Origin of the sequence: Vallitalea guaymasensis, from assembly GCF_018141425.1 — a bacterium.
GTDB classification, from domain to species: Bacteria; Bacillota; Clostridia; order Lachnospirales; family Vallitaleaceae; genus Vallitalea; species Vallitalea guaymasensis.
Genome location: NZ_CP058561.1, coordinates 2518507 through 2541693, shown reverse-complemented (window position 1 = coordinate 2541693; position 23187 = coordinate 2518507). Strand labels below are relative to the sequence as shown.

20 protein-coding genes are annotated in these 23187 nt (G+C 31.9%); 7 read left to right on the top strand and 13 right to left on the bottom strand.

The window, feature by feature from the left end:
• Positions 1-20 precede the first annotated feature (20 nt).
• The 5 genes from fabG to HYG85_RS11175 all read right to left on the bottom strand — a co-directional run bounded on the left by fabG (position 21) and on the right by HYG85_RS11175 (position 3973).
• Positions 21-755, bottom strand: a complete 735-nt coding sequence (fabG, locus tag HYG85_RS11195; RefSeq protein WP_212693512.1) for a 3-oxoacyl-[acyl-carrier-protein] reductase — start codon at positions 753-755, stop codon at positions 21-23.
• 31 nt (positions 756-786) lie between these two features.
• A complete protein-coding gene (gene fabD / locus HYG85_RS11190; protein WP_212693511.1) occupies positions 787-1713 on the bottom strand; it encodes an ACP S-malonyltransferase in 927 nt (308 codons plus the stop codon).
• Between the two features lie 36 nt (positions 1714-1749).
• Positions 1750-2682 (bottom strand): enoyl-[acyl-carrier-protein] reductase FabK, encoded by a 933-nt coding sequence (gene fabK / locus HYG85_RS11185; protein WP_330619272.1) that lies wholly within the window; start codon positions 2680-2682, stop codon positions 1750-1752.
• Positions 2683-2747: 65 nt separating this feature from the next.
• Positions 2748-2975: an acyl carrier protein gene (acpP, locus tag HYG85_RS11180; protein WP_113673049.1), complete on the bottom strand. Its 228-nt coding sequence runs from the start codon at positions 2973-2975 to the stop codon at positions 2748-2750.
• 32 nt (positions 2976-3007) lie between these two features.
• Complete coding sequence (locus HYG85_RS11175) at positions 3008-3973, bottom strand: beta-ketoacyl-ACP synthase III (RefSeq protein WP_113673048.1); 966 nt, start codon at positions 3971-3973, stop codon at positions 3008-3010.
• 647 nt (positions 3974-4620) lie between these two features.
• On the opposite strand from HYG85_RS11175, the gene HYG85_RS11170 reads away from it, so the two are divergent.
• From HYG85_RS11170 to pgsA, 4 genes are all read left to right on the top strand, one after another.
• The gene (locus tag HYG85_RS11170; RefSeq protein WP_113673047.1) at positions 4621-4944 is read left to right on the top strand and encodes a PadR family transcriptional regulator; all 324 of its coding nucleotides are present in this window, start codon (positions 4621-4623) and stop codon (positions 4942-4944) included.
• Positions 4937-5557, top strand: a complete 621-nt coding sequence (locus HYG85_RS11165; RefSeq protein WP_212693510.1) for an HAAS signaling domain-containing protein — start codon at positions 4937-4939, stop codon at positions 5555-5557. The genes HYG85_RS11170 and HYG85_RS11165 overlap by 8 nt, the downstream gene beginning before the upstream one ends.
• Entirely contained in the window at positions 5544-6680 is a 1137-nt protein-coding gene (locus HYG85_RS11160) for a DUF4097 family beta strand repeat-containing protein (protein WP_212693509.1), read from the top strand. Before HYG85_RS11165 ends, HYG85_RS11160 begins: the two co-directional genes overlap by 14 nt.
• Before the next feature lie 181 nt (positions 6681-6861).
• Positions 6862-7404 (top strand): CDP-diacylglycerol--glycerol-3-phosphate 3-phosphatidyltransferase, encoded by a 543-nt coding sequence (pgsA, locus tag HYG85_RS11155; protein WP_113673044.1) that lies wholly within the window; start codon positions 6862-6864, stop codon positions 7402-7404.
• 233 nt (positions 7405-7637) lie between these two features.
• Here pgsA and HYG85_RS11150 read toward each other — a convergent pair whose 3' ends face one another.
• On the bottom strand, positions 7638-8786 hold the full coding sequence (locus HYG85_RS11150; RefSeq protein ID WP_212693508.1) for a DUF6128 domain-containing protein: 1149 nt from the start codon (positions 8784-8786) through the stop codon (positions 7638-7640).
• A 66-nt stretch (positions 8787-8852) separates the two neighbouring features.
• On the bottom strand, positions 8853-9725 hold the full coding sequence (rsmA, locus tag HYG85_RS11145) for a 16S rRNA (adenine(1518)-N(6)/adenine(1519)-N(6))-dimethyltransferase RsmA (RefSeq protein ID WP_212693742.1): 873 nt from the start codon (positions 9723-9725) through the stop codon (positions 8853-8855).
• A 507-nt stretch (positions 9726-10232) separates the two neighbouring features.
• Between rsmA and HYG85_RS11140 the strand changes: the two genes are divergently transcribed.
• On the top strand, positions 10233-10394 hold the full coding sequence (locus tag HYG85_RS11140; protein WP_193774503.1) for a hypothetical protein: 162 nt from the start codon (positions 10233-10235) through the stop codon (positions 10392-10394).
• A gap of 49 nt (positions 10395-10443) precedes the next feature.
• Here the strand turns inward: HYG85_RS11140 and HYG85_RS11135 are convergent, their stop codons facing one another.
• The 3 genes from HYG85_RS11135 to HYG85_RS11125 form a co-directional block, all read right to left on the bottom strand.
• Positions 10444-11211, bottom strand: a complete 768-nt coding sequence (locus HYG85_RS11135) for a TatD family hydrolase (protein ID WP_212693507.1) — start codon at positions 11209-11211, stop codon at positions 10444-10446.
• Positions 11212-11566: 355 nt separating this feature from the next.
• The gene (gene metG / locus HYG85_RS11130; protein WP_212693506.1) at positions 11567-13498 is read right to left on the bottom strand and encodes a methionine--tRNA ligase; all 1932 of its coding nucleotides are present in this window, start codon (positions 13496-13498) and stop codon (positions 11567-11569) included.
• Between the two features lie 639 nt (positions 13499-14137).
• The gene (locus HYG85_RS11125; RefSeq protein ID WP_212693505.1) at positions 14138-15409 is read right to left on the bottom strand and encodes a glucose-6-phosphate isomerase; all 1272 of its coding nucleotides are present in this window, start codon (positions 15407-15409) and stop codon (positions 14138-14140) included.
• Between the two features lie 148 nt (positions 15410-15557).
• On the opposite strand from HYG85_RS11125, the gene HYG85_RS11120 reads away from it, so the two are divergent.
• Complete coding sequence (locus HYG85_RS11120; RefSeq protein WP_212693504.1) at positions 15558-17384, top strand: DUF885 domain-containing protein; 1827 nt, start codon at positions 15558-15560, stop codon at positions 17382-17384.
• Between the two features lie 106 nt (positions 17385-17490).
• Here HYG85_RS11120 and HYG85_RS11115 read toward each other — a convergent pair whose 3' ends face one another.
• From HYG85_RS11115 to HYG85_RS11105, 3 genes are all read right to left on the bottom strand, one after another.
• Positions 17491-18639, bottom strand: coding sequence for a class II fructose-bisphosphate aldolase (locus tag HYG85_RS11115; protein WP_212693503.1), 1149 nt, complete (start codon positions 18637-18639; stop codon positions 17491-17493).
• A gap of 140 nt (positions 18640-18779) precedes the next feature.
• The gene (locus tag HYG85_RS11110; protein WP_212693502.1) at positions 18780-20222 is read right to left on the bottom strand and encodes a lactate racemase domain-containing protein; all 1443 of its coding nucleotides are present in this window, start codon (positions 20220-20222) and stop codon (positions 18780-18782) included.
• Between the two features lie 120 nt (positions 20223-20342).
• A complete protein-coding gene (locus tag HYG85_RS11105) occupies positions 20343-21254 on the bottom strand; it encodes a triose-phosphate isomerase (protein WP_212693501.1) in 912 nt (303 codons plus the stop codon).
• A 175-nt stretch (positions 21255-21429) separates the two neighbouring features.
• Here HYG85_RS11105 and HYG85_RS11100 point away from each other — a divergent pair, with 175 nt between their 5' ends.
• A complete protein-coding gene (locus HYG85_RS11100) occupies positions 21430-22884 on the top strand; it encodes a DDE-type integrase/transposase/recombinase (RefSeq protein ID WP_212693500.1) in 1455 nt (484 codons plus the stop codon).
• The last annotated feature ends 303 nt before the right edge of the window (positions 22885-23187 follow it).

Sequence of the window (23187 nt, the reverse complement as noted above, 5' to 3'; positions counted from 1 at the left end):
CTAACCTTCCTTTCATGTAATTAAACAACCATTCCACCGTCTACATTAATTACCTGACCCGTAACATAGCTTGCTTTATCAGAAGCTAAAAAAGCTACCACGTTTGCTACTTCAGTGGCTCTACCAATACGTTTCATAGGTATATTCAATAGAATCTGGTCTTTTATTTTGTCTGTTAATATATCAGTCATATCACTCTCTATAAAACCTGGTGCAACAGCATTAACAGTTATACTCCTTGTAGCTAATTCTTTAGCCATTGATTTAGTAAGTCCTATAATTCCTGCCTTTGATGCTGCATAATTAGCCTGCCCAACATTACCTATTTCACCTATTACAGATGAAATATTTATTATCCTACCGCATTTTTGTTTTAACATAATCCTGTTAACATGTTTGATGCAGTTGAATGTTCCCTTTAGATTGACTCTTATTACGTCATCGAATTCTACTTCCGTCATCTTAAGCATCAACATATCTTTTGTTATTCCAGCATTATTAACAAGGATATCTATTCTTCCATGTTCCTCTTTAACCTCTGATATTAATTTCTGAGCATCTTCGAAATTGCTTACATCAGCTTTATAAGCTTTTGCTCTACCACCATCTGCAACAATCTCTTCAACTACTTTTTTGGCTTCTTCTTCACTGCTTCTATAATTAACTGCTACTATTATTCCATCACTTGCTAATCTACGGGCTATTGCTTTACCTATTCCTCTTGAAGCTCCAGTCACTATAGCAACCTTATCCATCAATTATCATCCTTTCTCTGGGATTCTAATACTAACCCTCTATTGATTTAATCGCCTTACTCAATGTCTTCATATCTTGTATGTTAACTATTTTCTTGGTCCTATCTATTTTCTTTACAAATGAGGATAGTGTTTTTCCTGGTCCTATTTCAACGAATGTATCCACACCATCATCTATCATTCTATTGATTGTCTCTTCCCATCTTACTGGAGAGACAACTTGTTTTGTTAAAAGTGTTTTAACATTATTATGATCATCTACATAATCAGCTGTTACATTGGTTATGTAAGGTATATTATTTTTAACAATGCTAATGTCTTCTAATTCTTTTTCAAGTTTTTCTGCTGCTGGGTTAAGCATAGGGGTATGAAAAGGTCCACTTACATTAAGCTTAATTACTCGTTTTGCCCCTGCTTCTTCTAATTTTTCACAGGCAATATTTAGAGCCTCTACTTCTCCCGCAATAACAATCTGCCCTGGGCAATTATAATTGGCAGGTCTAACCATTCCATCTATACCGTCACATATCTCTTCTACTGTACATGGCTCCAAACCTAGAACTGCTGCCATAGAGCCTTTACCCTCTGGTACAGCTTCTTCCATATATTTTCCTCTTTTTCTAACAAGACTTACCGCTTCTTTAAAATCCATTGCCTCATTGGCAACAAGCGCACTGTATTCCCCTAAGCTTAATCCAGCAACTACATCTGCTTTTAATCCATGTTCTTTTACAGCTTCTAAAATAGCAATGGTAGTAGTTAGAATTGCAGGTTGTGTATATTCTGTATTATTAAGAACATCTTCTTTTTCATTACATATTTCTTCTATATCAAATCCTAATGCTTCACTAGCAATTTGAAAGATTTTTTTACTGCTCTCGTAATTGTTAGCTATTTCTTTTCCCATACCAAGGTATTGAGCTCCTTGACCTGGAAATAAAAAAGCTGTCTTTCCCATGGTTTTCATTCCTTTCAATATATCAAACTAACTGTTTTAATTTCTTATATTATCAATAACCTTATCAGCATCTATAACAAGTTCTTTGATGATTTCACTACATGTCTGCTCTTTCTTGATCATACCAGCTATTTGACCAGACATTACGGAACCATTTGCTACATCTCCATCTACAACAGCTAATCTTAGTTTACCTGTGCCGAATTCTTCTAAATCCTCTACACTGACTCCCTCTTTTTCTAGCTGTAAGAACTTTCTCGTAAACTTATTCTTTAATGCTCTAACAGGGTGTCCTGTAGCTTTACCTGTTACACGTGTATCAATATCCTTAGCTTTTAGTATTTTTTCCTTGTAATTCTTATGTACGATGCATTCTTTCGCAACTAAGAATCTTGTTCCTATTTGAAAAGCATCTGCTCCCAACATTTTAGTGGCAGCTATACCTCTTCCATCTCCTATTCCTCCGGCAGCTATAACTGGGATTTCGACTGCATCTACAACTTGAGGTAAAAGAGCCATAGTAGTCAATTCGCCAACGTGTCCTCCTGATTCACAACCTTCAGCAATGATTGCGTCAACGCCTGATCTTTCCATTCTCTTAGCTAATGCAACAGAAGGAACTACAGGTATTACTTTTATGTTATGTTCTTTCCACATCTCTAAGTATTTACCAGGATTTCCTGCTCCCGTTGTGACAACAGCTACTTTTTCTTCACATACCATATGAGCAATTTCATCAGCAAATGGTGATAGAAGCATTATATTAACTCCAAAGGGTTTATCCGTTAATTCTTTTGTCTTCCTAATTTGTTCCCTAACAACATCACAAGGAGCATTTCCTCCTGCTATAATCCCAAGACCTCCTGCATTAGATACTGCAGCAACCAGGTTATACTCTGCTATCCAAGCCATAGCACCTTGAAATATTGGATATTCGATATTCAACATCTTACAAATCTCAGATTCCACTATTTTCACTCCTTAAAATTTAAACCAATCGGGTGCCCCCAGATTGGTTATAAGTTAATCATTCATTACTGATTATTTTTTACGTAGTCTAATGCATCTTGTACAGTAATCACTGAAGGTAAGTCCTCATTCTTAATCTCTACTCCAGATTCTTCTTCTATAGCCATAACTAATTCAAATAAGTCTAAAGAATCTGCTCCAAGATCATCTATGAATTTAGCTTGTAATGTTACTTCGCTTTCTTCAACGTCAAGTTGATCAATTACTACCTCTTTCAATTTTTCAAAATCCATTATAATTTCCTCCTAATTAATTTTATATTATTTTAGATTGTTATCATAGCAACTCCATAAGTAAGTCCTCCGCCAAAACCAGCGATAATAATTCTATTGCCTTTTTTCAATATGTTCTTTTTAAACATTTCATCTAAAGCAATAGGTACACTAGCGGATGATGTGTTACCATATGAAGAAATATTCTTGTAAATCTTTTCTTGGTCTATTTTCAGTCTTTTTGCTATAGAGTTGATGATTCTCTCATTAGCCTGATGTAATACAAAATAGTCAATGTCCTCTATATTATATGGAGACTCTTCAATTACATTTTTTATACCCTTAGGTACATAGCTACATGCAAATTTGAAAACTTCCTGTCCATTCATCTTTATATACTTATGTGACTCTTTGTTGACATAAGGATTCTTAAGATCACTACCACCACATACTAAGTATTCACTTAATTTACCTAGAGATTTACACTCAAAATCAATAATTCCTTCTTCTTCCGATTCACTTATCACAACTGCTCCAGATCCGTCACCGAATAATACGCAGGTTCTTCTATCTTCCCAATCTGTCAATCTAGAAAGTACTTCCACTCCAATTACTAAAGCATTCTTGGCTAAACCAGCTTTAATATAAGCTGTAGCTGTATTTAGTGCAAAAATGAAACCTGAGCATGCTGCGTTAATATCAAAACACATTGCATTATCTGCTTCTATTTCTTTTTGTACTTCACATGCAGTGGATGGAGTAAAATTATCGGCTGAAATAGTAGCTACTAATATTAAATCAATCTCACTAGGGTTTATCTTAGAAGATTCAACGGCTTTTTTTGCAGCGTTAACAGCTAAATCCGTTGTTCCTTCTCCAGTTGTAATTCTTCTATTCTTAATACCTGTACGGCTACTAATCCATTCGTCACTTGTTTCAACAAAGGAGGATAGATCATCATTTGATACTATATTATCGGGTAAATAACTACCTGTTCCAATGATTCTAACATTTTTCATATCATTATCTCCTATTTATTTTGCGATGCAAATACTTTGATAATCAAAGTATATCTGAATTGACTATAATTGTCAAGAATTTATTTCAAATATTTACTGAGCCAACCTATCCTAACACCTATCATATAAATGATAGACTTATTTCTATGAATTTATACATATTGTGATATTACAGTCTCATTCATACCGACTCTGAAATTTTTATTTCCTAATATATACCAACACAAAAAGTTATCCAACGCGCTTCTAAGAAGAAAAGTGTTTTGTGATAATAACCAAGGTATAAGGAGCAAAATAGTATAAGTATATGTGAAGTAGTGAGGCAGGACGCCGAACCCAGCTTTTAATCTGACAGCCCTACTGGACTGTCAGAAATAATAATGGACTCGATGTGCATTATTATTTTATTGAGCTCAGGACGAGCAAGTAGCTGGCGAAACATATACATATACTATTTTGCAGAAACCACGTCAGAACAAAACACTTTTCTGACCTTCCAGCTATAAACACCTATAATACATAGCACACATGGAAGCTTTATTTAGTACCTTGCATTATTAGGTAGTGTGTGATATACTATAATCACAGCATTATACAAACTCGAAGTTATTACTTTTTGAGAGGTTAATGCCATGGGAGGTTAATATATGAATATACAGTTTAAGAAAGGCGTATTAGAGTTATGTGTATTATCTCTACTCTCAAGAGACGATTATTATGGTTATGAGTTAGTCAAAAAGATATCCAATAATGTAAGAATATCTGAAGGAACCATTTATCCTTTACTTAGAAGATTAACAAAAGAGAATTATTTTGAAACTTACCTCAAAGAATCTACAGAGGGACCACCCAGAAAATATTATACACTTACCAAAAAAGGCCATGAAGCCAAAGAGGAACTAAGTAATGAGTGGTATGATTTTGTTTCAAGAGTTAATTCTTTAATTGAGGAGGAAGATATAAGTGAATAAGAATGAGTATTTAAAAAAATTGGATATCCTGCTTGAATCTCTTCCATATGATGAACGTAGAGACATTATGTATGACTATGAAGAACACTTCAAATCGGGATTATCTGATGGAAAAACCGAAGAAGAGATATCTAAAGAACTTGGTAATCCAGAGACAATCGCAGCAGGGTACATTCCTAATTTACATACAAGAGAAAAGAATAATTATTCTACAAATACTACTAGAACTACTGACAATACAAGAAATGGAAGCCAGTATTCCATAGGCATACTGATTGGAATGATTTTTTTCAACTTAATAATGATAGGTCTCTATATAGCTTGTTGGGCTGTACTAGCATCATTTTTCATTGTTGGAATAGCATTAGTACTATCTAGCGTAGCTGTATTGATTGTTAGCGTTTTCCACTCACCTATGATGTATGTTTCAATACCTTATGATATAATAACTCATCCATTTTTAGGATTTCTATTATTCATATTTATAGCAAGTGCAGGAGGACTTATCATAATAGGAACCATCATGTTAATGAAACTCTATGCTAGTTTTACTACAAAATATATTGAATGGAACAAGCGAATTGTAAGGAGGGATAGCTATGAAAAAGCTTAAAAATATGGCTATAATATTATCAATAACATTAGTAGTATCTTTTTTTGGTATCATTGCATATGCTTCGACTAACAACATTAATACTATAGGGTATTTTGGATTTAATCCCTTTTATAGTAATAACAACAATCATGACGATACTACTGATAGTGATAAAAATGATTATGACTGGTTACAAAACTTGCCTTTTGTACCAAACCAAGTTAAAGATATAATTCAAGACTCCATAGACGAAAGTATACACGATTCTATGATTACTGATTATGATCATAGTATCTATAATAAGACAGAGGATACCATCGTAGATAATTTCCCTTGTGAAGACCTTGATAAAATATCTATAAACACAGATGTAGCAATAATTGTTTTTAAGAAAGAAGATAGAAAAGATATAAAAGTTGAGTATATCTACACAAAACCAAAAACTAATAGTTATTCTATCAACTATAATACAGATGTAAAGAATAATACTTTGGATATCACTCAAAGAATAGTTACCAAAAATTTCTTTGGGAGCATGAATAAGGGTAATTATACAAACGATATTACAGTCTATGTTCCTAATGATTTTGAAGTAGACACCTTATATATCAATAATAATCTTGGAGAAATTAATAATAGCGATTTTTTCTCTGATGTCAAAAACATTGAAATAATTTCCAGTTTAGGGAAAATAGATATTACTTTAGCTAATTACAAAGAATCAGTTATCCTTACTAGTTCAATGGGAAAAATAGATTATTATAATAATGCCAAGGTCGATAAATTGAATATGTCTTCTAGCAGTGGTGTTATATATATGGAATCCAATAACACTATTAAGAATTGTACTGTCAATGCAGATATGGGCGGTATCAACATCGTTTCAAACGGTAAAATAGATAATTGTGATCTGGAATCAGATATGGGCGCTATAACAGCATCTTTCAAACAAAAGTTAGATTCTCTTAATATTTCGTCTGATATGGGAAGTATTAAGGTAGATCTATATGATAATGATAATTCAATTATATCCACAAATGTATCTATGGGCAAAATAAAATCTGATTTCCCTACTTCTTCCAAAAAAGGAGACTATAATGTTGACTGTGATATGGGAGATATAACTATTAGAAAAAAATAGATTTAAAAGTGGCACATATTAATAAATAATCTTTATTGTATAGTAATAATATTCTTTTTTAATGTTAAGTTGCAAAAAAATTAATTAATATAGTTAAAACTATAGACGTGGATTTATCTTTTATATATAATAATCATATCGTATTAATTATGGATTATGCAATTAACAAGGGGGAATAACAATGAAGTATGTACCAAATATCCTAACCATAATTAGAATGTTCCTTGTGCCACTATTTCCTGTAGTTTTCTTTTCATCGGTGGAGAATGCACATATCTATGCTTTAATAATATTCTTGGTTGCTAGTCTTACTGATTTTCTTGATGGATATATTGCAAGAAAATACAATGTGGTTTCAGTTGTAGGAATAGTCTTGGACCCTTTAGCTGATAAACTTATGCTGGTAACTACACTAGGTTGTTTATATTATTCAAAATATGTACCTATTTGGGTATTGCTTATAATTTTAATTAAAGAGACTTGTTTAATTATATCAGGTATTATCTTATATTTTAGAAAAGAAAAGACCGTTATACCATCTAACAAATTTGGTAAACTTGCAACTGTAACATTTGCAGCTGCCATATTTTTAATAATTGTTTTACCGGATCATTTTATAAGTATTACAGTTATGTTCATAGCAATAATTTTGGAGTTGATTGCTCTTTCTAGCTATGTTAGTTATTATTTTAGGAATGTTAGAGCTAAGACTGCTACTAATTAAGGAATTTAATTATTTAATATAGCTCACAGTCGCATAGGTAGTACCTGGGAATATTTCGTCAGCCCGTTAAACGTCCGTGTTTAAAGGGCTGAGTTTTTTGTTTGTAAAAAAAATCCTACCACGGCGGTAGGATAAAAATATGTAAATTTATCATAAATAAAAGGGGGGATAGTTTTCATAATTATATTATCATTTTTATGTGTATTTTAGATGTCAATAGCATTACAATTTAATTACATTGGACAATCTATTTCTTTGACCCAATATCCGTATTCTCCTGATTTGGTTTTGGCTCCTGAACAGCATACAAAATCTTTGAATCCATAGAAATATGCGGCTACTTTATCTTTTGGATAGTATATGCCAGGTACTCCAAGTATGAAGTATGGTTTTCCTCTGTCACAATCCATATCTCTTCCAAGTATTAGATGCTTATATTTTCTATATGCATTGAGCAAAAATGTATTATTTGTAAGCAGCCAGGATTCAATAGGAAAATAGATAATGTCTGCAGGTTCAATACGAATCCACTCTTTATTAGAATACTTCCCCTCAAATGGTTTCATTTTTGGATATTCCTTAAATATATTATCATATATTTTAGTCAGTTCATTTTTATCAAAATGCTCTTTTATAATATCAAAAGTTTGGTTTCCTATATCATCAATTTCTATAGATTTGTCATTCTCTGATTCCTTATTATATACGTTGGTGTTAGTATTTTCTTGGGTTAATTTAGTATCGTCAATCTTAGGACCATTGTTATTCTCATTACTTTGCTTTTTTGTTTGAGAATCATCTATAATATTTGTTTTTATAATTTTCTCCGTTTTGGATTTATCAGTATCTGTTTTGTTAATATGGTTAGGTTCTGTTTCAATTACTTTATTTTCTTCAATCAGAATCTCTTTATTAATTTGTGATTTTTCTATTCTTGAGTGGTTATTGATTTTTCTATCTATATTTATATTCTTTTTCCAAGGATAATCTATTTCTTTTATATATCCTACTAAAGGAAATTTAAATTTGTTGTCATTTTCTTTACAGGTTATAGCTATAATCGAAATATCATTGATGGGTATATCTTTTTTCATTATATTATCAGTATCAGTATTTATATTTAAGCTGGCACAATTATTATTGTCTAATTCTATAACTCCTATAGGTATCATATGGCTACTGTTTTCAGTAGTTTTTACAAGACACGCTTTATAAATGTATTGATTTGATTTTATAAGTCCATTTACAGATAATTTTATTCTGCACTTATTACCTCTTGTTTCTATCTTACAATATCCATAAGATTTGTTCCCTACAGAAACATATCCTTTATCTTCTTGTTCAAACATTGTTACTTGCCGATTATATTTATTTGATTGCACATTAAAACCCCCCTTTATACATTTATATTTATGTTAGGGAGGTTTTAGTATAATTAATAATTCATTTTATTTAATTAGCTTGTATAATTCGTTTGCTAAATTAGAAAATTCCTCTAGGCTGAGAGTTTCCCCTCTTACATTAAGTTTTAATCCGATATTTTCTATAGCCTGTTTTAATTGATCTTTGTCAAACATACCATCTAAGTTATTATATAGTCCATTAATAAGAGTTTTTCTTCTTTGATTAAAAGATGCTCTAATGATCTTGAACAACAATTTGGCATCCTCAACATCTACTGGAGGTTGTTTATGTTTTGTTAGCTTGATTACAGCAGAACCAATTTTGGGTCTTGGCATAAAACAGTTAGGTGGTACATTGGCAACAATATAAGGTTCGCTATAATACCCTACAGCTAAAGATAGTGCTCCATAATCTTTAGTCCCAGGTTTTGCTTTCATTCTGTCTGCCACTTCTTTTTGTACCATTACTGTAATACTATCCACTGGAACATTACTTTCAAACAATCCCATTATTATAGGAGTTGTGATGTAATATGGAAGATTGGCAACGACTTTTATTGGTTTATTATCATTTTTTTCTTCTACCAGTTTTACTATATCCACTTTCAAGATATCTTCATTGATGATTGTAATATTATTATAGTCACTTAAAGTATCTTCTAGTATAGGTATAAGTTTTTTATCAATTTCTACAGCTATTACCTGTTTTGCATTTTCAGCTAATTGTTGAGTAAGGCTTCCTATACCTGGACCAATTTCTATTACTACATCTTCTTTGGTTATATTTGAAGATGTAATAATTTTATTAAGTACATGAGAATCTATCAGAAAGTTCTGTCCAAATTTTTTCTGAAATGCAAAGTCATATTTTTTTATTATTTCTATGGTTTTTTTAGGAGAAGCAATTGGTTCTGTAATAAAAATCACCTCTTTTATTATTTTATTTATATCATTATGGTAATAAATTAAGTATAACCCGATAATAAATTATTAATATATTAAATATTTGTCATATTTTACTAATTATGAATTTAATTTTATAGATAATTGTACATTATATTAAATTCCAATATTTTACATTTATAAACAATATATACGGGTAATTATTTGTATTCTATACTATATATTGTATAATGATGTCATTTAGTTTAAATCCTAAACAAAACATATAAAAATAATTAATTTTTCGAGTTTTTATAAAAATTTACATTTTTTTCTTTATATATTCGATTTATATGATAGAATATATATATAAACAAATTTATTTTTACATAATTAAATATTAACCACTATTCCTGTACTACTTCATAGTCTTATTCGCACATATTATTACCTATTATTACTTAATTATCAACGGGCTAGATTCAATTATCAAATTATTCAAATTCCTATTAATAAGATCAAAAGTTAAGTGAGGTGCCTTCTATGCAAAGTACTGAAATAATTTATCAAGTAAATGAAAATCTATCTAATATCATCAATCAAATTAATAGCAATCTTACTATTGATACTGATATAATAGAAATGTCTAAACAAATTGATTTACTATTAGAGGAATTAATGTCAGAGATAGAAAAAAGTAATTAGAAGATAGGTTAAGTCATAATACTTGATTATGGCTTAACCCTAAAACTATCTATTTTATTCTAAATAGTTTTTTTGCATTTTCATAAGTACTTTTTAATATTTCCTCGTAAGACATATTTTTTAACTCTGCAATTTGTTGGATAACATATTTTAGATTGCTGGAATCATTTCTTTTACCTCTATTAGGTACTGGTGCTAGATATGGTGAATCGGTTTCTATTAAAATGTTATCAATAGAAATTTCTTTTACTACTTCTTTTAACTTATTAGCGTTCTTAAAAGTAACAACACCGCCAACACCAATATAAAATCCCATTTTAACATATTCCCGTGCTAATTCGCTACTTCCTGAGTAACAATGTATTACTCCACCAATTTGTTTTGCATCAGTTGATTTAATTATATCCATTGTATCTTTTGCCGCGTCTCTGCTGTGTACTATTATAGGTAATTGTAATTCTTTTGCTGTTTCTATCTGCTCACTGAACCACAACTTCTGAAGCTCTTTTGAAGAATTTTCATAATAATAATCAAGCCCTATTTCTCCAACAGCTACAACTTTATCATAATCTGATAACTCTTTTATGGTCTTCAGATCTTCTTTTTTCATATTTTCTACATCATCTGGATGAACACCTACAGCAGCATATATATAATCATATTTTTTTGCTAATTCAACACATTTGTAAGCTGAATCAATATTGGCTGCAACATTGATTATATATTCTACACCTTCATCTGGCAGACGCTCCAATAAATCATCTCTATCAATATCAAATTTCTCATCATCATAATGTGCATGACTTTCAAATATCATTGTTCTCACCTCAATTTATATTACTATTAGTATAAAGTACTAATAAACTACTTAACGTTCGCTCCGTTAGTGTAGGTTAATATCCCGTCAGCTAATTAAAATGGTATTTCCTATAAAACAAGATAATTGGGTGTATATACATAATAATATAGTACATACACCCAACCTTAACCTAAGCCATTATCCGGCTAATTTATTCCTCAACTTTCCCACCTTTAATTTAATTCAGGTAAATTAAAGGTTATAGGTTTGGTTTACAGAATAAAAACATAGAAGAAACACCTATATTTTTATTCTGTAAAGCCTTTTAATTAGCTTACCTGCATAATATATCGAAGTGGGAAAGTTGAGTTAGTTACCTTACAACAGCTCCGCTATTGATGTCTCCATCAACAGTTGCTACAACTAAGTTCTTCTTAAGTGAAGCAGCTAATATCATACCTTCAGATAAGACACCTCTTAATTTGACTGGTTTCAGGTTAGTTACTACAATAACCTTTTTACCTATCATTTCACCAGGTGAGTAACTCTTTGCTATACCTGATACGATTTGTCTTACCTCACTACCTATTTTTATTTTAGATACTAATAATTTATCAGCACCTTCTACTTTATTACAATCAATTACTTCTCCTACTTTTAATTCTACTTTTGCAAAATCATCAATAGAGATGTAATCTTCTTCTTTTACTTCTTTTGGCTCTTCTTTACCAGCTTTTTGAGCTTCTTCTAAATCTTTTAACTCTTTAGTGATATCTATTCTTGGGAATATGATATTACCTTGATTAACTTTTATATCCTTAGATAGTTTACCCCATTTTTTAGTACTTTCCCAAGTCATGATACTTTCATCTGTTATTCCTAATTGTTCTCTCATCAGCTTTGGTGTATTAGGCATAAAAGGTTCAATAAGTATTGATATTATTCTAAGATTTTCTGCTAGGTGATAAAGAACATTTGCAAGTTCTGGTTTTTTATCTTCTTCTTTTGCCAATACCCATGGTCTTGTTTCATCAATGTATTTATTAGTTCTTCTTACTAAGTTCCATATTTCTACTAGGGCATCGCTAAAGAATAATTGTTCCATGACATCTTCTACTTTTTCCACAGTGTTAAGTGCCATTTCCTCTACTTCTTTGTCATATTCAGTAGCATCAAACTTAGTTAGGAATTCGTCACCAAAGTATTTTTTGATCATCGCTACTGTTCTAGATACCAAATTACCTAAATCATTAGCAAGGTCTGAATTAATTCTCTGGATAAGTGTTTCATTAGTAAAGTTACCATCTTGTCCAAAAGCTATTTCTCTCATTAAGAAATATCTAATTGAATCTGAACCATATCTATCTACTAATATCTTAGGATCTACTACATTACCTTTTGATTTTGACATTTTTCCGCCATTTATTACTAACCATCCATGACCAAATACTTGTTTTGGTAAAGGCTCACCAAGTGCCATCAACATAGCTGGCCATATTATTGTATGGAATCTTACGATTTCTTTTCCTACCAAGTGTACATCTACAGGCCAGTATTTTTTGTATTTTTCATCGTTGTCTGAGCTGTATCCTAGTGCTGATATATAGTTTGATAATGCATCCAACCATACATAAACTACATGTCCCTTGTCAAATTCTACAGGAATACCCCATTCAAATGATGTTCTAGAAACACATAAGTCTTCGAGTCCTGGTTTTAGAAAGTTATTAAGCATTTCATTTTGTCTTGTTTTTGGTTGAATAAATTCTTCGTGTGATTCTATATATTCAATTAGTTTGTCTTGATATTTTGAAAGTTTGAAGAAATATGCTTCTTCTTTAACTTTATCCACAGGTCTTCCACAGTCTGGGCATTTTCCATCTTCTAATTGTCTTTCAGTGAAAAACGATTCACATGGAGTACAGTACCATCCTTCGTATGAACCCTTGTATATATCACCTTTATCGTATAATTGCTTGAATATTTTTTGTACAGTTTCTTCGTGTTCTTTGTCTGTCGTTCTTATGAATTTATCATATGAAATATCCATAGTTTTCCACAGATCTTTTATCCAATCCACAATGTTATCCACATATTTTTTAGGAGTTATCCCCTGTTTGTTAGCAACTTTCTCTATTTTTTGTCCATGTTCATCTGTTCCAGTTAAAAACATGACATCATAACCACGCATTCGCTTGTACCTAGCCATAGTGTCGGCAGCCACAGTTGTATATGAATGACCTATATGCAACTTATCACTTGGATAGTATATTGGTGTTGTAATGTAAAATGGTTTTTTTGCCATTTGAATTTCCTCCGTTCGTTTTTCTTATGATTATTATCTACGTAATTAGAGTAATTATTTATGATTCATAAGTTTTTAACCTATTATATAGTAATAATCGTGCTTTTATCGTTATGATATATTATATAGTTTTAACAAAAAAAATGCAAAGTATTTTTTGTGTTGGGAAGTATAGCTTATTGTGTATGGTGATTTGTTTTATTGTATTATGATGGACTAACAGATGTATAGGGGTGTAATATGTTTGGGGGTAGTTTTTTATGTGAGTGGACTAACGGTTATATGGGGATGTAGTATAGGGTTCATTTTACTTCGCCTTACTCCAAGGATCGGTCTTCGTAAAATGAACCCTATACTACTTTCGCTGATGGTACGTTATATTACAATCTTCCCCGTTAAAGTAACAGCATTTTATCAACTTCACGTATTAAAACCGCTGTTTTTTACTCTATCAAGAGCGCCAAATATATTAATAACCATATATAGTGATAAGAAAAATTTTTACAGCTTGTTGTTATTCCTTTAAAACAGATAAGGACAACAAATGTAACGAGAGTGATTATCACTATATATGGTTTTCACATACAACCGTTGTTATTAAAAAACTTACTCTAATCCCCAAAAAATCCTACAAATTCCTTAAGCCTTCAAAGTCTTAAACATATTAGTCTTATAAGCTTCTACACCCGGCTGATTGAAAGGATTGACCCCTAATATAGTAGCTGACAAATAACACCCGAATTCAAAGAAATAGAATAGTTGACCCATATAGTAAGGTGTTAGCTTAGGTACATTCAGTACTAAAACAGGAACTCCACCTTCGTAGTGAGCTTTGACTGTAGCATCATATGCACTCTTGTTGAGGAAGCTGAAGTCCTTACCGTTTAGATAATTGAATTCATCTATGTCCTCATTTTCAAGGGGGATAGGATAACTTGATTCCATATCTTCTATGTTTATAAATGTTTCAAATAGTATTTTTTGTCCATCTTGAATGTATTGTCCAAGTGAATGGAGGTCTTCTGAGAATGAGCATGATGATGGATAGATACCTTTTCCGATTTTTCCTTCACTCTCACCGAATAATTGTACCCACCATTTGTTGAAGTATTCCATTAATGGTTCAAATATCCCTAATATCTCAATGTTGTATCCTTTTTCAAGGAGTATATTTCTTATTAGGGCATAGTTGATTACGTCATTGTTATTAAGGCTTGCAGTGTGGATTGATTTTTCCATTTCGCTTGCGCCAAATAGGAGTTGTCTTATATCTACACCTGATACTGCTATGGGAAGGAGACCTACGGGGGTTAGGACTGAGAATCTTCCTCCCACGTCAAGAGGGAAAGGAAGTAGAGTATATCCTTTCATCTTTCCTAGTTTTTCTAGTGAACTGCCATTCAATGAGCCTGTAGCTATTATTCTTTTGGCGGCTTCTTGTTCACCGTATGTTTTTTCTAGATATTGTCTAAGTACTCTAAATGTGATTCCAGGTTCTAGTGTAGCAAAATTCTTGGCTATTACATTAACGTAGACGGATTTGTTTTTTATTTTATCCATCATGTTATTAAGGTATGCTGGTGATAGGTTATTGCCTGCGTATAGGATATCTACTTTGCTGTCTCCCATGGCTTTTATGACTGCTCTAGCTCCTTGATTGGAACCGCCTACACCTATTAGTATAAAAACATCTGCATTTTCTCTAATTTCTGCTGCTTTGTCTTCTATTTTCTTTAACATATCTTCGTCATTGGAGTGATAGGTATTAATCCATCCCATGGAGTCAGAATCTGTTGCTTTTGATTTCATACAAGTTTCTAGCAATTGTTTGTTATCTTCAATTTTTCTTTGTAGTTCTTGATTGTTTATATATTTATCTACATTGGAATAATCTAAACATATTGATTTCATTTTAAAACCTCCTTATAATATGAAGCATGATATTTTCTATTGATACGTTATTTAATATGATTTAACTGAATATAATAGTTATAATGAACATAATTTAATAGTAATAAGCTAATAACAATTTAACAATCACCTTAAAGGGGAGAAACTAATGGGCAAAATTAATTTCAAAAAGAAGACTATAGTCAGTATCTTGAGTACTTTTTTATTGATTTCACTAATTCTTCAAGGTTGTACTAAAAAACCTAATGATGATATAACATATATACCTGACTTACCATCTGAAAAACAGATTACAAAAAATATTAAAATAGATGATAGCAGCAGGTTTGATACATTTCTTGATAATATGTTTAAAGAGTATATTACATCTTCACCACTGGAAATGTCTATGCTTATATCTTCTCCACAGGAATTTGGATTACAAGATACTTCTGATAAATTGGATGATTTCAGTGATGAAGCATTAAAAGCACAATATGATAATCTTCGTGATAATCTAAAAACCTTGAACACCTTCAATATCGCTGGATTAACTAAGGACCAACAGCTTTCTTATAAGATAATTAAATATTATTTGGAACTTAATATTGAAGGTGAGGAATATGTTGATTATTCCTATAATATTAAGCATACATTAGGTTTTCATATTGGTATACCACTTACTTTGTCCCAGATTCCTATTAAGAACAAAGCTGACGCTGATAATTTTATAGCACGTCTGAAACAATTTCCAACCTCAATAGCTGAGCTTATGAAAGGTGAACAGGCTAAAGCACAAAAAGGTTATATACAGCCCGAATACATTTCTAATAAAGTTATTGACCAATGCAAAGCTTTTATGACACCACCCGAAGAAAATTTTTTATATTTGGCTTTTTGTGATTATGTTAACCAGTCAACTGAAATATCAGATTCTGATAAAGAATCTCTCAAAGCTGAATGTTTAAAAACAATAAATGATTATGTTTATCCTGCATATACCAATCTAATCGAGGAACTAGAAAAGATTAAGTCCCAGACAATAATTACTTCTGGTGTTTATACTTTTCCAAAGGGTAGAGAGTATTATGCACATCTAATAAAATCTAATACAGGAACTAATATTACACCTGAAGACCTATTTGAGTGGGCTAATGACTCATTTATTGAATCATCAAAAGGAATACAATCCATACTTGAAAAATACCCTGACCTTACTGAAATAGATGATTTACAGCCTAAGCCCTTTAATAACTTTGAAGAGTTATACCAAAAATGCAAGGAACTAACCAATAAGAATTTTTATGATTATCATATTCCAAAAATCAATAGTAAAACTATCCCTAACTACTTAGAAAAAGACTTACCAAGTGCATTCTATCTACCTGTTAGTATTGATCTTAAAAAATACGGAAACATGTTTTTACAGACTTCTGCTTATAACAACCTTAACATCAATGATTTTCTTGTTGTTTGCCATGAGGGAATCCCTGGACATCATTTTCAGTTTTCTATCGCATATCAACAAGAAAATATACCTAACATAAGAAAAGCTATTGATTTCACTTGTTTTTCTGAAGGGTGGGCTTCTTATATTGAAGGTTTGGCTTTTGGTTTTATTGATTATGGTAACCCTCAGATAAATCAGTTGATGATATATAATCTTGATGCGTCATATGCACTTTTAACCTTGGTGGATCTATATATACATTACTATGGAGCTTCTAGAGAAGAGGTTATCAACACTTACTCTTTGTATTTTGGCGAACAAATGGAATCCATAGTAGATAGAGCCATTGCTAATCCTGGTGAAACCTTACATTATGCATATGGTAGGTATTTTATTAATAATCTAAAAGAAAAAGCTCTAGAAGCCCTTGGTGATGATTTTGACATAAAAGAATTCCATGATGTCATATTAATAAATGGTGAAATTCCACTTTATCTTTTAGAGGAAAATGTGTCCGAATATATCAATAAAAAATCTAAAAGCTAACATGTCGTTATTAAAATAGAGCTGTCTAAGTTAACCATATACGGTTGATAGGCAGCTCTATCTATTGTATTAAATCAATGCCCTTATAATATATTCTATTGACTTATTAACTCTTATATCTTTTAATCATTTCTTCTAATGATACATTTTCGATTTTTGGAGCATATCCTACTGAACCAAAATTGACAATTAATGTTCCTACTACTTCTTTTACACCACGTCTAATACAATCTGTAATATCAGAAACATCACTATCTGGTTCATTTCCAGTTAATACCGTATCCATAATAGGTGTTAAGTAAACTCTAGGATCGAATGCACTCTTATTATTATCCATAATAGTCCAGATACCACCTATGGAATCGCTCTTTTGTTTACTTGGATTATTTAAGAAATATTCTCTTATATTACGAGTAACTGCTAGTCTTATATCTGTATCAACGTTTATTTTACCAATACCCAAAGGTATTACTGACATTAATTCCTTTACAGAGATACCATATGCATTTTGAATATCTCCATCTAAGTTATTGATCTCTTCTACTATGTATCTAGGAACTGTTGATGAACCGTGTGATACTAGAGCTCCGAAGATTCCTTCATGTCTTAAGTTCTCCATAGAAGCTATAGCTATTTCTTTTCTAAGTTTTGCATTCTTTCCTTTTGAAGCTCCGTGCATAGTTCCATAGGAAATAGCTAGACAGTCAACACCTGTTTTTCTAAAGAAATCGCACACTTTCATTGGATTAGTATAAGTTGATGTTTCAGAGAATACATGGTCTTCAACTCCTGCAAGTACTCCTAATTCACCTTCAACAGAAACTCCTTTTGGATGAGCATATTTAACAACTTCTCTAGTAAGTTCTACATTCTTATCATAAGGTAAATGTGAACCATCAATCATAACTGAAGTAAATCCATTATCAATAGCTGCTTTTACAGAATCAAAATCTTTACCATGGTCAAGATGGATGACGATAGGTATTTTAGAATGCTCTCCGATTTTTCTGACTGCATCTGCTATTCTTTTTGCACCTATTTTTTTATCTTCTAATGTTGCATTCATAAAGTCTTTTCTTCCGCCCATAAATCCGTTAGCTAAATCTGCTGCTTGTAGAATTGCTCCTGAACGAAACATTTCATGAACTTCTATAACTGCTTCTGCTTGAGCTACAGCATTGACGTTAAACGCTCCATGAGCAAATTTATATTTATTTGAAGCTTCCAACAAAGGTCTCAAAGGTACTATTGGCATAATTATGTCCTCCTAATTATATTTTTTCTATATGAAATTATAATGTTATATTCTACACTCTTAATATTTATTTTAAGGAGCTGACCAAGATATAACTCTTCTTGGTAATAAACAGCTCCTTATCATTTTAATTATCTATTCTATAAAACTTCGTCTTTCATCATTAAGTGAACACCAGCTGTTCTGAAAGTCTTAGGTAAAGCTAAGATATTAGGGTTATCTCCAACATATTTCTTAGCATCTTTTAATGCATCTTCAAAAGTAGCACGTGTCTTCATACCCATACCTCTTGCAAAACCTGGTTCATAAGCTCCTACTGCATATACAGCTGAACAGTTTTTCTCAGCAATATGTCCACATGATATCATTGAGAATGCATGATATGGATGATAACCATAGTTAAATCTATATTTATCAATATATTCTTTGTTGTTAGATAAGTACTCTCCATATTTTTCTACGTCTGGTAAAGTGTTATTATAATCTTTTTGGAATAGTTCATATACTTCTCTATATGAAGGGAACTCTTCATCATGGAAATAACCATTACAGATTGTTGAACATATGACTACACAGTTATCACTTAATATTCGCTTATGACGAATGATGTTAGCAGCGATAGCTTGCATTATTAATATTGGGTTGGTTCCATGACCATTACCATAGTGGAAGTTTTGAGGCATACCAAAAACTACTACATCATATTTTTTCTCAGCCCAAGGGATAAATGTACGTTTATCAGCCTCGTCCCAAGATAATGGCTGAATTGATTCTCCATATCCTGAGAAAACAGCTATTTGTCTTTGATAAGTATCTAGTACTGCATCACAACAGAAGAATTTTTTACCCATTTTATCTTCCATGTATTGGCTGATCTGGTCAAATTTTTGTCTCATTAAACTTGTTTTTGTAACAGGTGTGAAGTCATCTCTATGCATAACTCTTGGAATATGATGGGCACCTATACATTTCCAGTGAGTTATTCCTGTAGCACTATGCTTATATCCTCCTGAATATCCTCCATAAGGATTACCAAGTGTATGTCCGATAAGAACTGCTAAATCTGACTCATAAACATCTTTGTTCATGATTACTCTATCACCATATTCATTGTAACCTAGGTCTACAAGATTATCCCAATCTTCACTATCATGGTTAACTATTTGATGAGTATAATAAAAATCGTTGAATACTTTTTCACCTAAAATATTTTTAATTTCTTCTTTTCTATTCTTTCTATGAAGTCCATTACTACAGATTAATTTGATGTCTTTCTTCTCTACTCCAGCTTTTAAACACTCTTCAATGATGATTGGAATAGAAACTTTTCTATGTGAATTATCTTGGAATCCACCTTTTACTCTATCTGGGAAAATAATTGTTACTTTTGAACCTTTTTTAACTTGTTTAGAAATAGGCTCAAGATCTATTGGATTAAGAATAGATTGTCGTGTTACCTCTTCCAATTTTTCAGCTGGTATAATCTCAGGGTCTGCTACTGTTTCTCCTGGAATAAAAACATCAGTATTATCTGGTAAATTCGCTTCCATTAATCCTTGTCCATATTCAAATTGTAATTTCATTTGGTTACCTCCGTCTTTTTATTATTTATCCTAATATAAACTTACTGTCAAATTAAACAGAAAGATTTATTGATATTTATAGCTTTTACTCATTATTATTACTAAAATTATGTAAACTTATTAACAATATTTCATAATTATATTTTTTAATCCTTCTGGCTCAAATGCAACAGGCTGAACGAATTTTGTAAGTGCAACTAGACCACCATTGATTGTATCGATACTTGCAATCATAGCTGCATTCTCTTCCTTCAATCCTCCACCATATACTACAGGTATATCATATCCAAATTCTTTCTTAACATAATCCTTGATACACTCTGAAACAAATGCTATATACTCTTTTCCTGGTGGTGTCTTACCTGGTCCAATCGCCCATATAGGTTCATAACCAATAACAATTTTATTATCCTTCATTACATCAGTTGTATTATCAAGACATAACTGTAATTGCTCTTCTAAGACTTCTTTGATACGAGGTTTCTGCTCTTCAAAAGACCCTTCTCCTCTTTCCTCTGCTGTTTCTCCAATACATAATAAAACATTGATATCTTGCTTTAACGCACACATAACTTCATCATTTATCATTGAATTAACCGCAAAAGAAGCTTTCTTACTATCATAATCCTTATCAAATCTCTCAATAATACCAAGCTTATCTTTTCTTTCCTCAGAGTGTCCAATTATAGACCAGCTAAGTCCCATACTCTTAGCTGCAGCTGCTGGCAAATTAGTAGTAAAAGCACCAAAATTACCACCTTTAGCAACATCCTCTCTATAAACACCCTCACTTCCCAAAGAGATATTAGCTCTAACCTCTTCATCATAACTATTCAACTTCTCTATCGCAGGAATCAAAAGAGATTCTGGCAATAAATAAGTAACTGTAATATCATCTAATGTACCAAGATTATTCCTAATACTCTCAGCAATAACCCACTCAATCCATTCCTTGGAACTTTCCTTAGGACAAATACCACCCTTAGAAACAGGAACATCAAACCTCTTAAGATTCACAAATATTTCTTTCATAAATTTCCCTCTTTTCCTTTTTTGGTAGTGTAAAGTTTAACACTACACTATTTGTTTAAATTCTTTATTTATCAAGGGTTTCACAGTTTTTTGCAATAAAATAACAATGACCCCCTATTTTCAGTTATAATTGAAGTTCCAACACACCAAAAATTCCTGAAAGGATGTCATTGCTATGCCTTCAATTATAACTTATTTACTTAATATAATTCAATACCAAAATCAACAAATTTACTGGTTGATACTTTTCATCTCAAAATATATTCCTCTTGGTCAATGGGCTCATGATGATATCCACTCACCTAAGTATCAAAAATTCAAAACGGATATCCTTCCTACCATCGTCCCTTTTATCAAACAAGACTGGCAGTTCCTTATTGCTTATTACGAATGGAAAGATGATAAAAAGTTTAAACCTGTTCAACGTCGTAACGGCAAGACCGTCTCTGTAGATGTTACTTGCCCTGTTTGTGGTGCTCCTCATCATTATCTTTACGACAACAATGGTGGTAACGGCCAATACCAATGCAAAGTTTGCGGTAAAACTTTTCTTACTGGTGAACGTGCGGCTAAGAAACTCAAACTTAAATGTCCTTACTGCGGTCATTCACTTTCACCTGTAAAAAATCGCAAGTTTTTCACCATCCACAAGTGTATTAACCAAAAGTGCTCTTACTATCTTCACAACTTAAATTCTGTCGACAAAGAAACGATTTCCAACAATGAAAAGTTTAAGCATAAACTTCATTACCTTTACCGTGAATTTAACATGGATTTCTTCAAAGTTGATATGAACGCTATTGACAAATATGCTTCAACTCTTAGGTTTCGCAAAAACAATGCTCACATCATGTCTCTTTGCTTAACATTTCATGTTAACCTTGGTCTTTCTTTGCGAAAAACATCTCAGGCACTTTATAATCTCTATGGCATCAAAGTCTCTCATACCATGATTGCCAACTATTGTAAAACCGCTGCCGTTACTATCAAACCCTTTGTCGATAACTTTGATTATAAGAAATCTGATACTTTTATTGCTGATGAAACTTATATCAAAGTTAAAGGTATCAAAGGCTATATTTGGTTTATCATGGATGCTGTTTCTAGGTCGGTTATCGGTTATCAGGTCTCGGATAATCGTTCTGTTGGTCCATGTATTCTTGCCATGCGAATGGCTTTTAAGAATATCTTATCTATCTCCAAAAACTTTAAATTTATAGCTGATGGCTACAGTGCTTATCCTTTAGCCGCTCAGCAATTCGCCCTTAAAGATGAGAATCCTTTATCCTTTGATATCACTCAAGTTATTGGTTTAACCAATGATGATGCCGTTTCCACTAAATTCCGACCATTTAAGCAGATGGTAGAGCGGTTGAATCGAACCTTTAAGGCTACCTATCGATGTTCCTGTGGCTATGATAATTTCGAAGGTGCCAACTATGCCGTTTCACTTTGGGTTGCTTACTACAATTTTCTCAGACCTCATTCGTCCAAGAATTTTAATGTTTTAAACTCAGTAGACATGATTCAGAACGCTGAAAACATGCCCGGTAAGTGGCAAATCTTACTTCATCTTGGTCAACAAACCATTCTAAAACTTCAAGAAGACGCCTATTCTAACTGTTCTTAGATTCGATCCAGAGGCAACTTCACAGTCGTCAAAATCTTGATTTTGATTTACCCTTGATGGCATAAAAAAGCAATGCTACAATGCACTCATTCGACGTGATAAGTCTAACTGTTCTTGAGTTTTCTCCGTCGGCATGGTCTATTTGCATTGCTTTTTTATGCTGTCAAGGGCGACGTCTGTCTGCCAAAAATACATATTTTGAAATTTTCAAGGTTCTTTTCTCATTGTGTTCTCAACACTGAGTTTTCATAGGCTACTTTACACTACCCCTTTTTTATTGACTTCTAAAATCAAGTATTAAAC

Bases quoted from the DNA above. Each gene is read 5' to 3' on its own strand.
- HYG85_RS11140 (WP_193774503.1), top strand. From the start codon at position 10,233: ATGCAAAGTACTGAAATAATTTATCAAGTAAATGAAAATCTATCTAAT.
- HYG85_RS11100 (WP_212693500.1), top strand. From the start codon at position 21,430: ATGCCTTCAATTATAACTTATTTACTTAATATAATTCAATACCAAAAT.
- acpP (WP_113673049.1), bottom strand. From the start codon at position 2,975: ATGGATTTTGAAAAATTGAAAGAGGTAGTAATTGATCAACTTGACGTT.
- metG (WP_212693506.1), bottom strand. From the start codon at position 13,498: ATGGCAAAAAAACCATTTTACATTACAACACCAATATACTATCCAAGT.
- HYG85_RS11175 (WP_113673048.1), bottom strand. From the start codon at position 3,973: ATGAAAAATGTTAGAATCATTGGAACAGGTAGTTATTTACCCGATAAT.
- pgsA (WP_113673044.1), top strand. From the start codon at position 6,862: ATGAAGTATGTACCAAATATCCTAACCATAATTAGAATGTTCCTTGTG.
- HYG85_RS11170 (WP_113673047.1), top strand. From the start codon at position 4,621: ATGAATATACAGTTTAAGAAAGGCGTATTAGAGTTATGTGTATTATCT.
- HYG85_RS11110 (WP_212693502.1), bottom strand. From the start codon at position 20,222: ATGAAATTACAATTTGAATATGGACAAGGATTAATGGAAGCGAATTTA.
- HYG85_RS11160 (WP_212693509.1), top strand. From the start codon at position 5,544: ATGAAAAAGCTTAAAAATATGGCTATAATATTATCAATAACATTAGTA.
- HYG85_RS11120 (WP_212693504.1), top strand. From the start codon at position 15,558: ATGGGCAAAATTAATTTCAAAAAGAAGACTATAGTCAGTATCTTGAGT.
- HYG85_RS11115 (WP_212693503.1), bottom strand. From the start codon at position 18,639: ATGCCAATAGTACCTTTGAGACCTTTGTTGGAAGCTTCAAATAAATAT.
- HYG85_RS11135 (WP_212693507.1), bottom strand. From the start codon at position 11,211: ATGATATTTGAAAGTCATGCACATTATGATGATGAGAAATTTGATATT.
- fabG (WP_212693512.1), bottom strand. From the start codon at position 755: ATGGATAAGGTTGCTATAGTGACTGGAGCTTCAAGAGGAATAGGTAAA.
- HYG85_RS11125 (WP_212693505.1), bottom strand. From the start codon at position 15,409: ATGAAATCAATATGTTTAGATTATTCCAATGTAGATAAATATATAAAC.
- fabD (WP_212693511.1), bottom strand. From the start codon at position 1,713: ATGGGAAAGACAGCTTTTTTATTTCCAGGTCAAGGAGCTCAATACCTT.
- HYG85_RS11105 (WP_212693501.1), bottom strand. From the start codon at position 21,254: ATGAAAGAAATATTTGTGAATCTTAAGAGGTTTGATGTTCCTGTTTCT.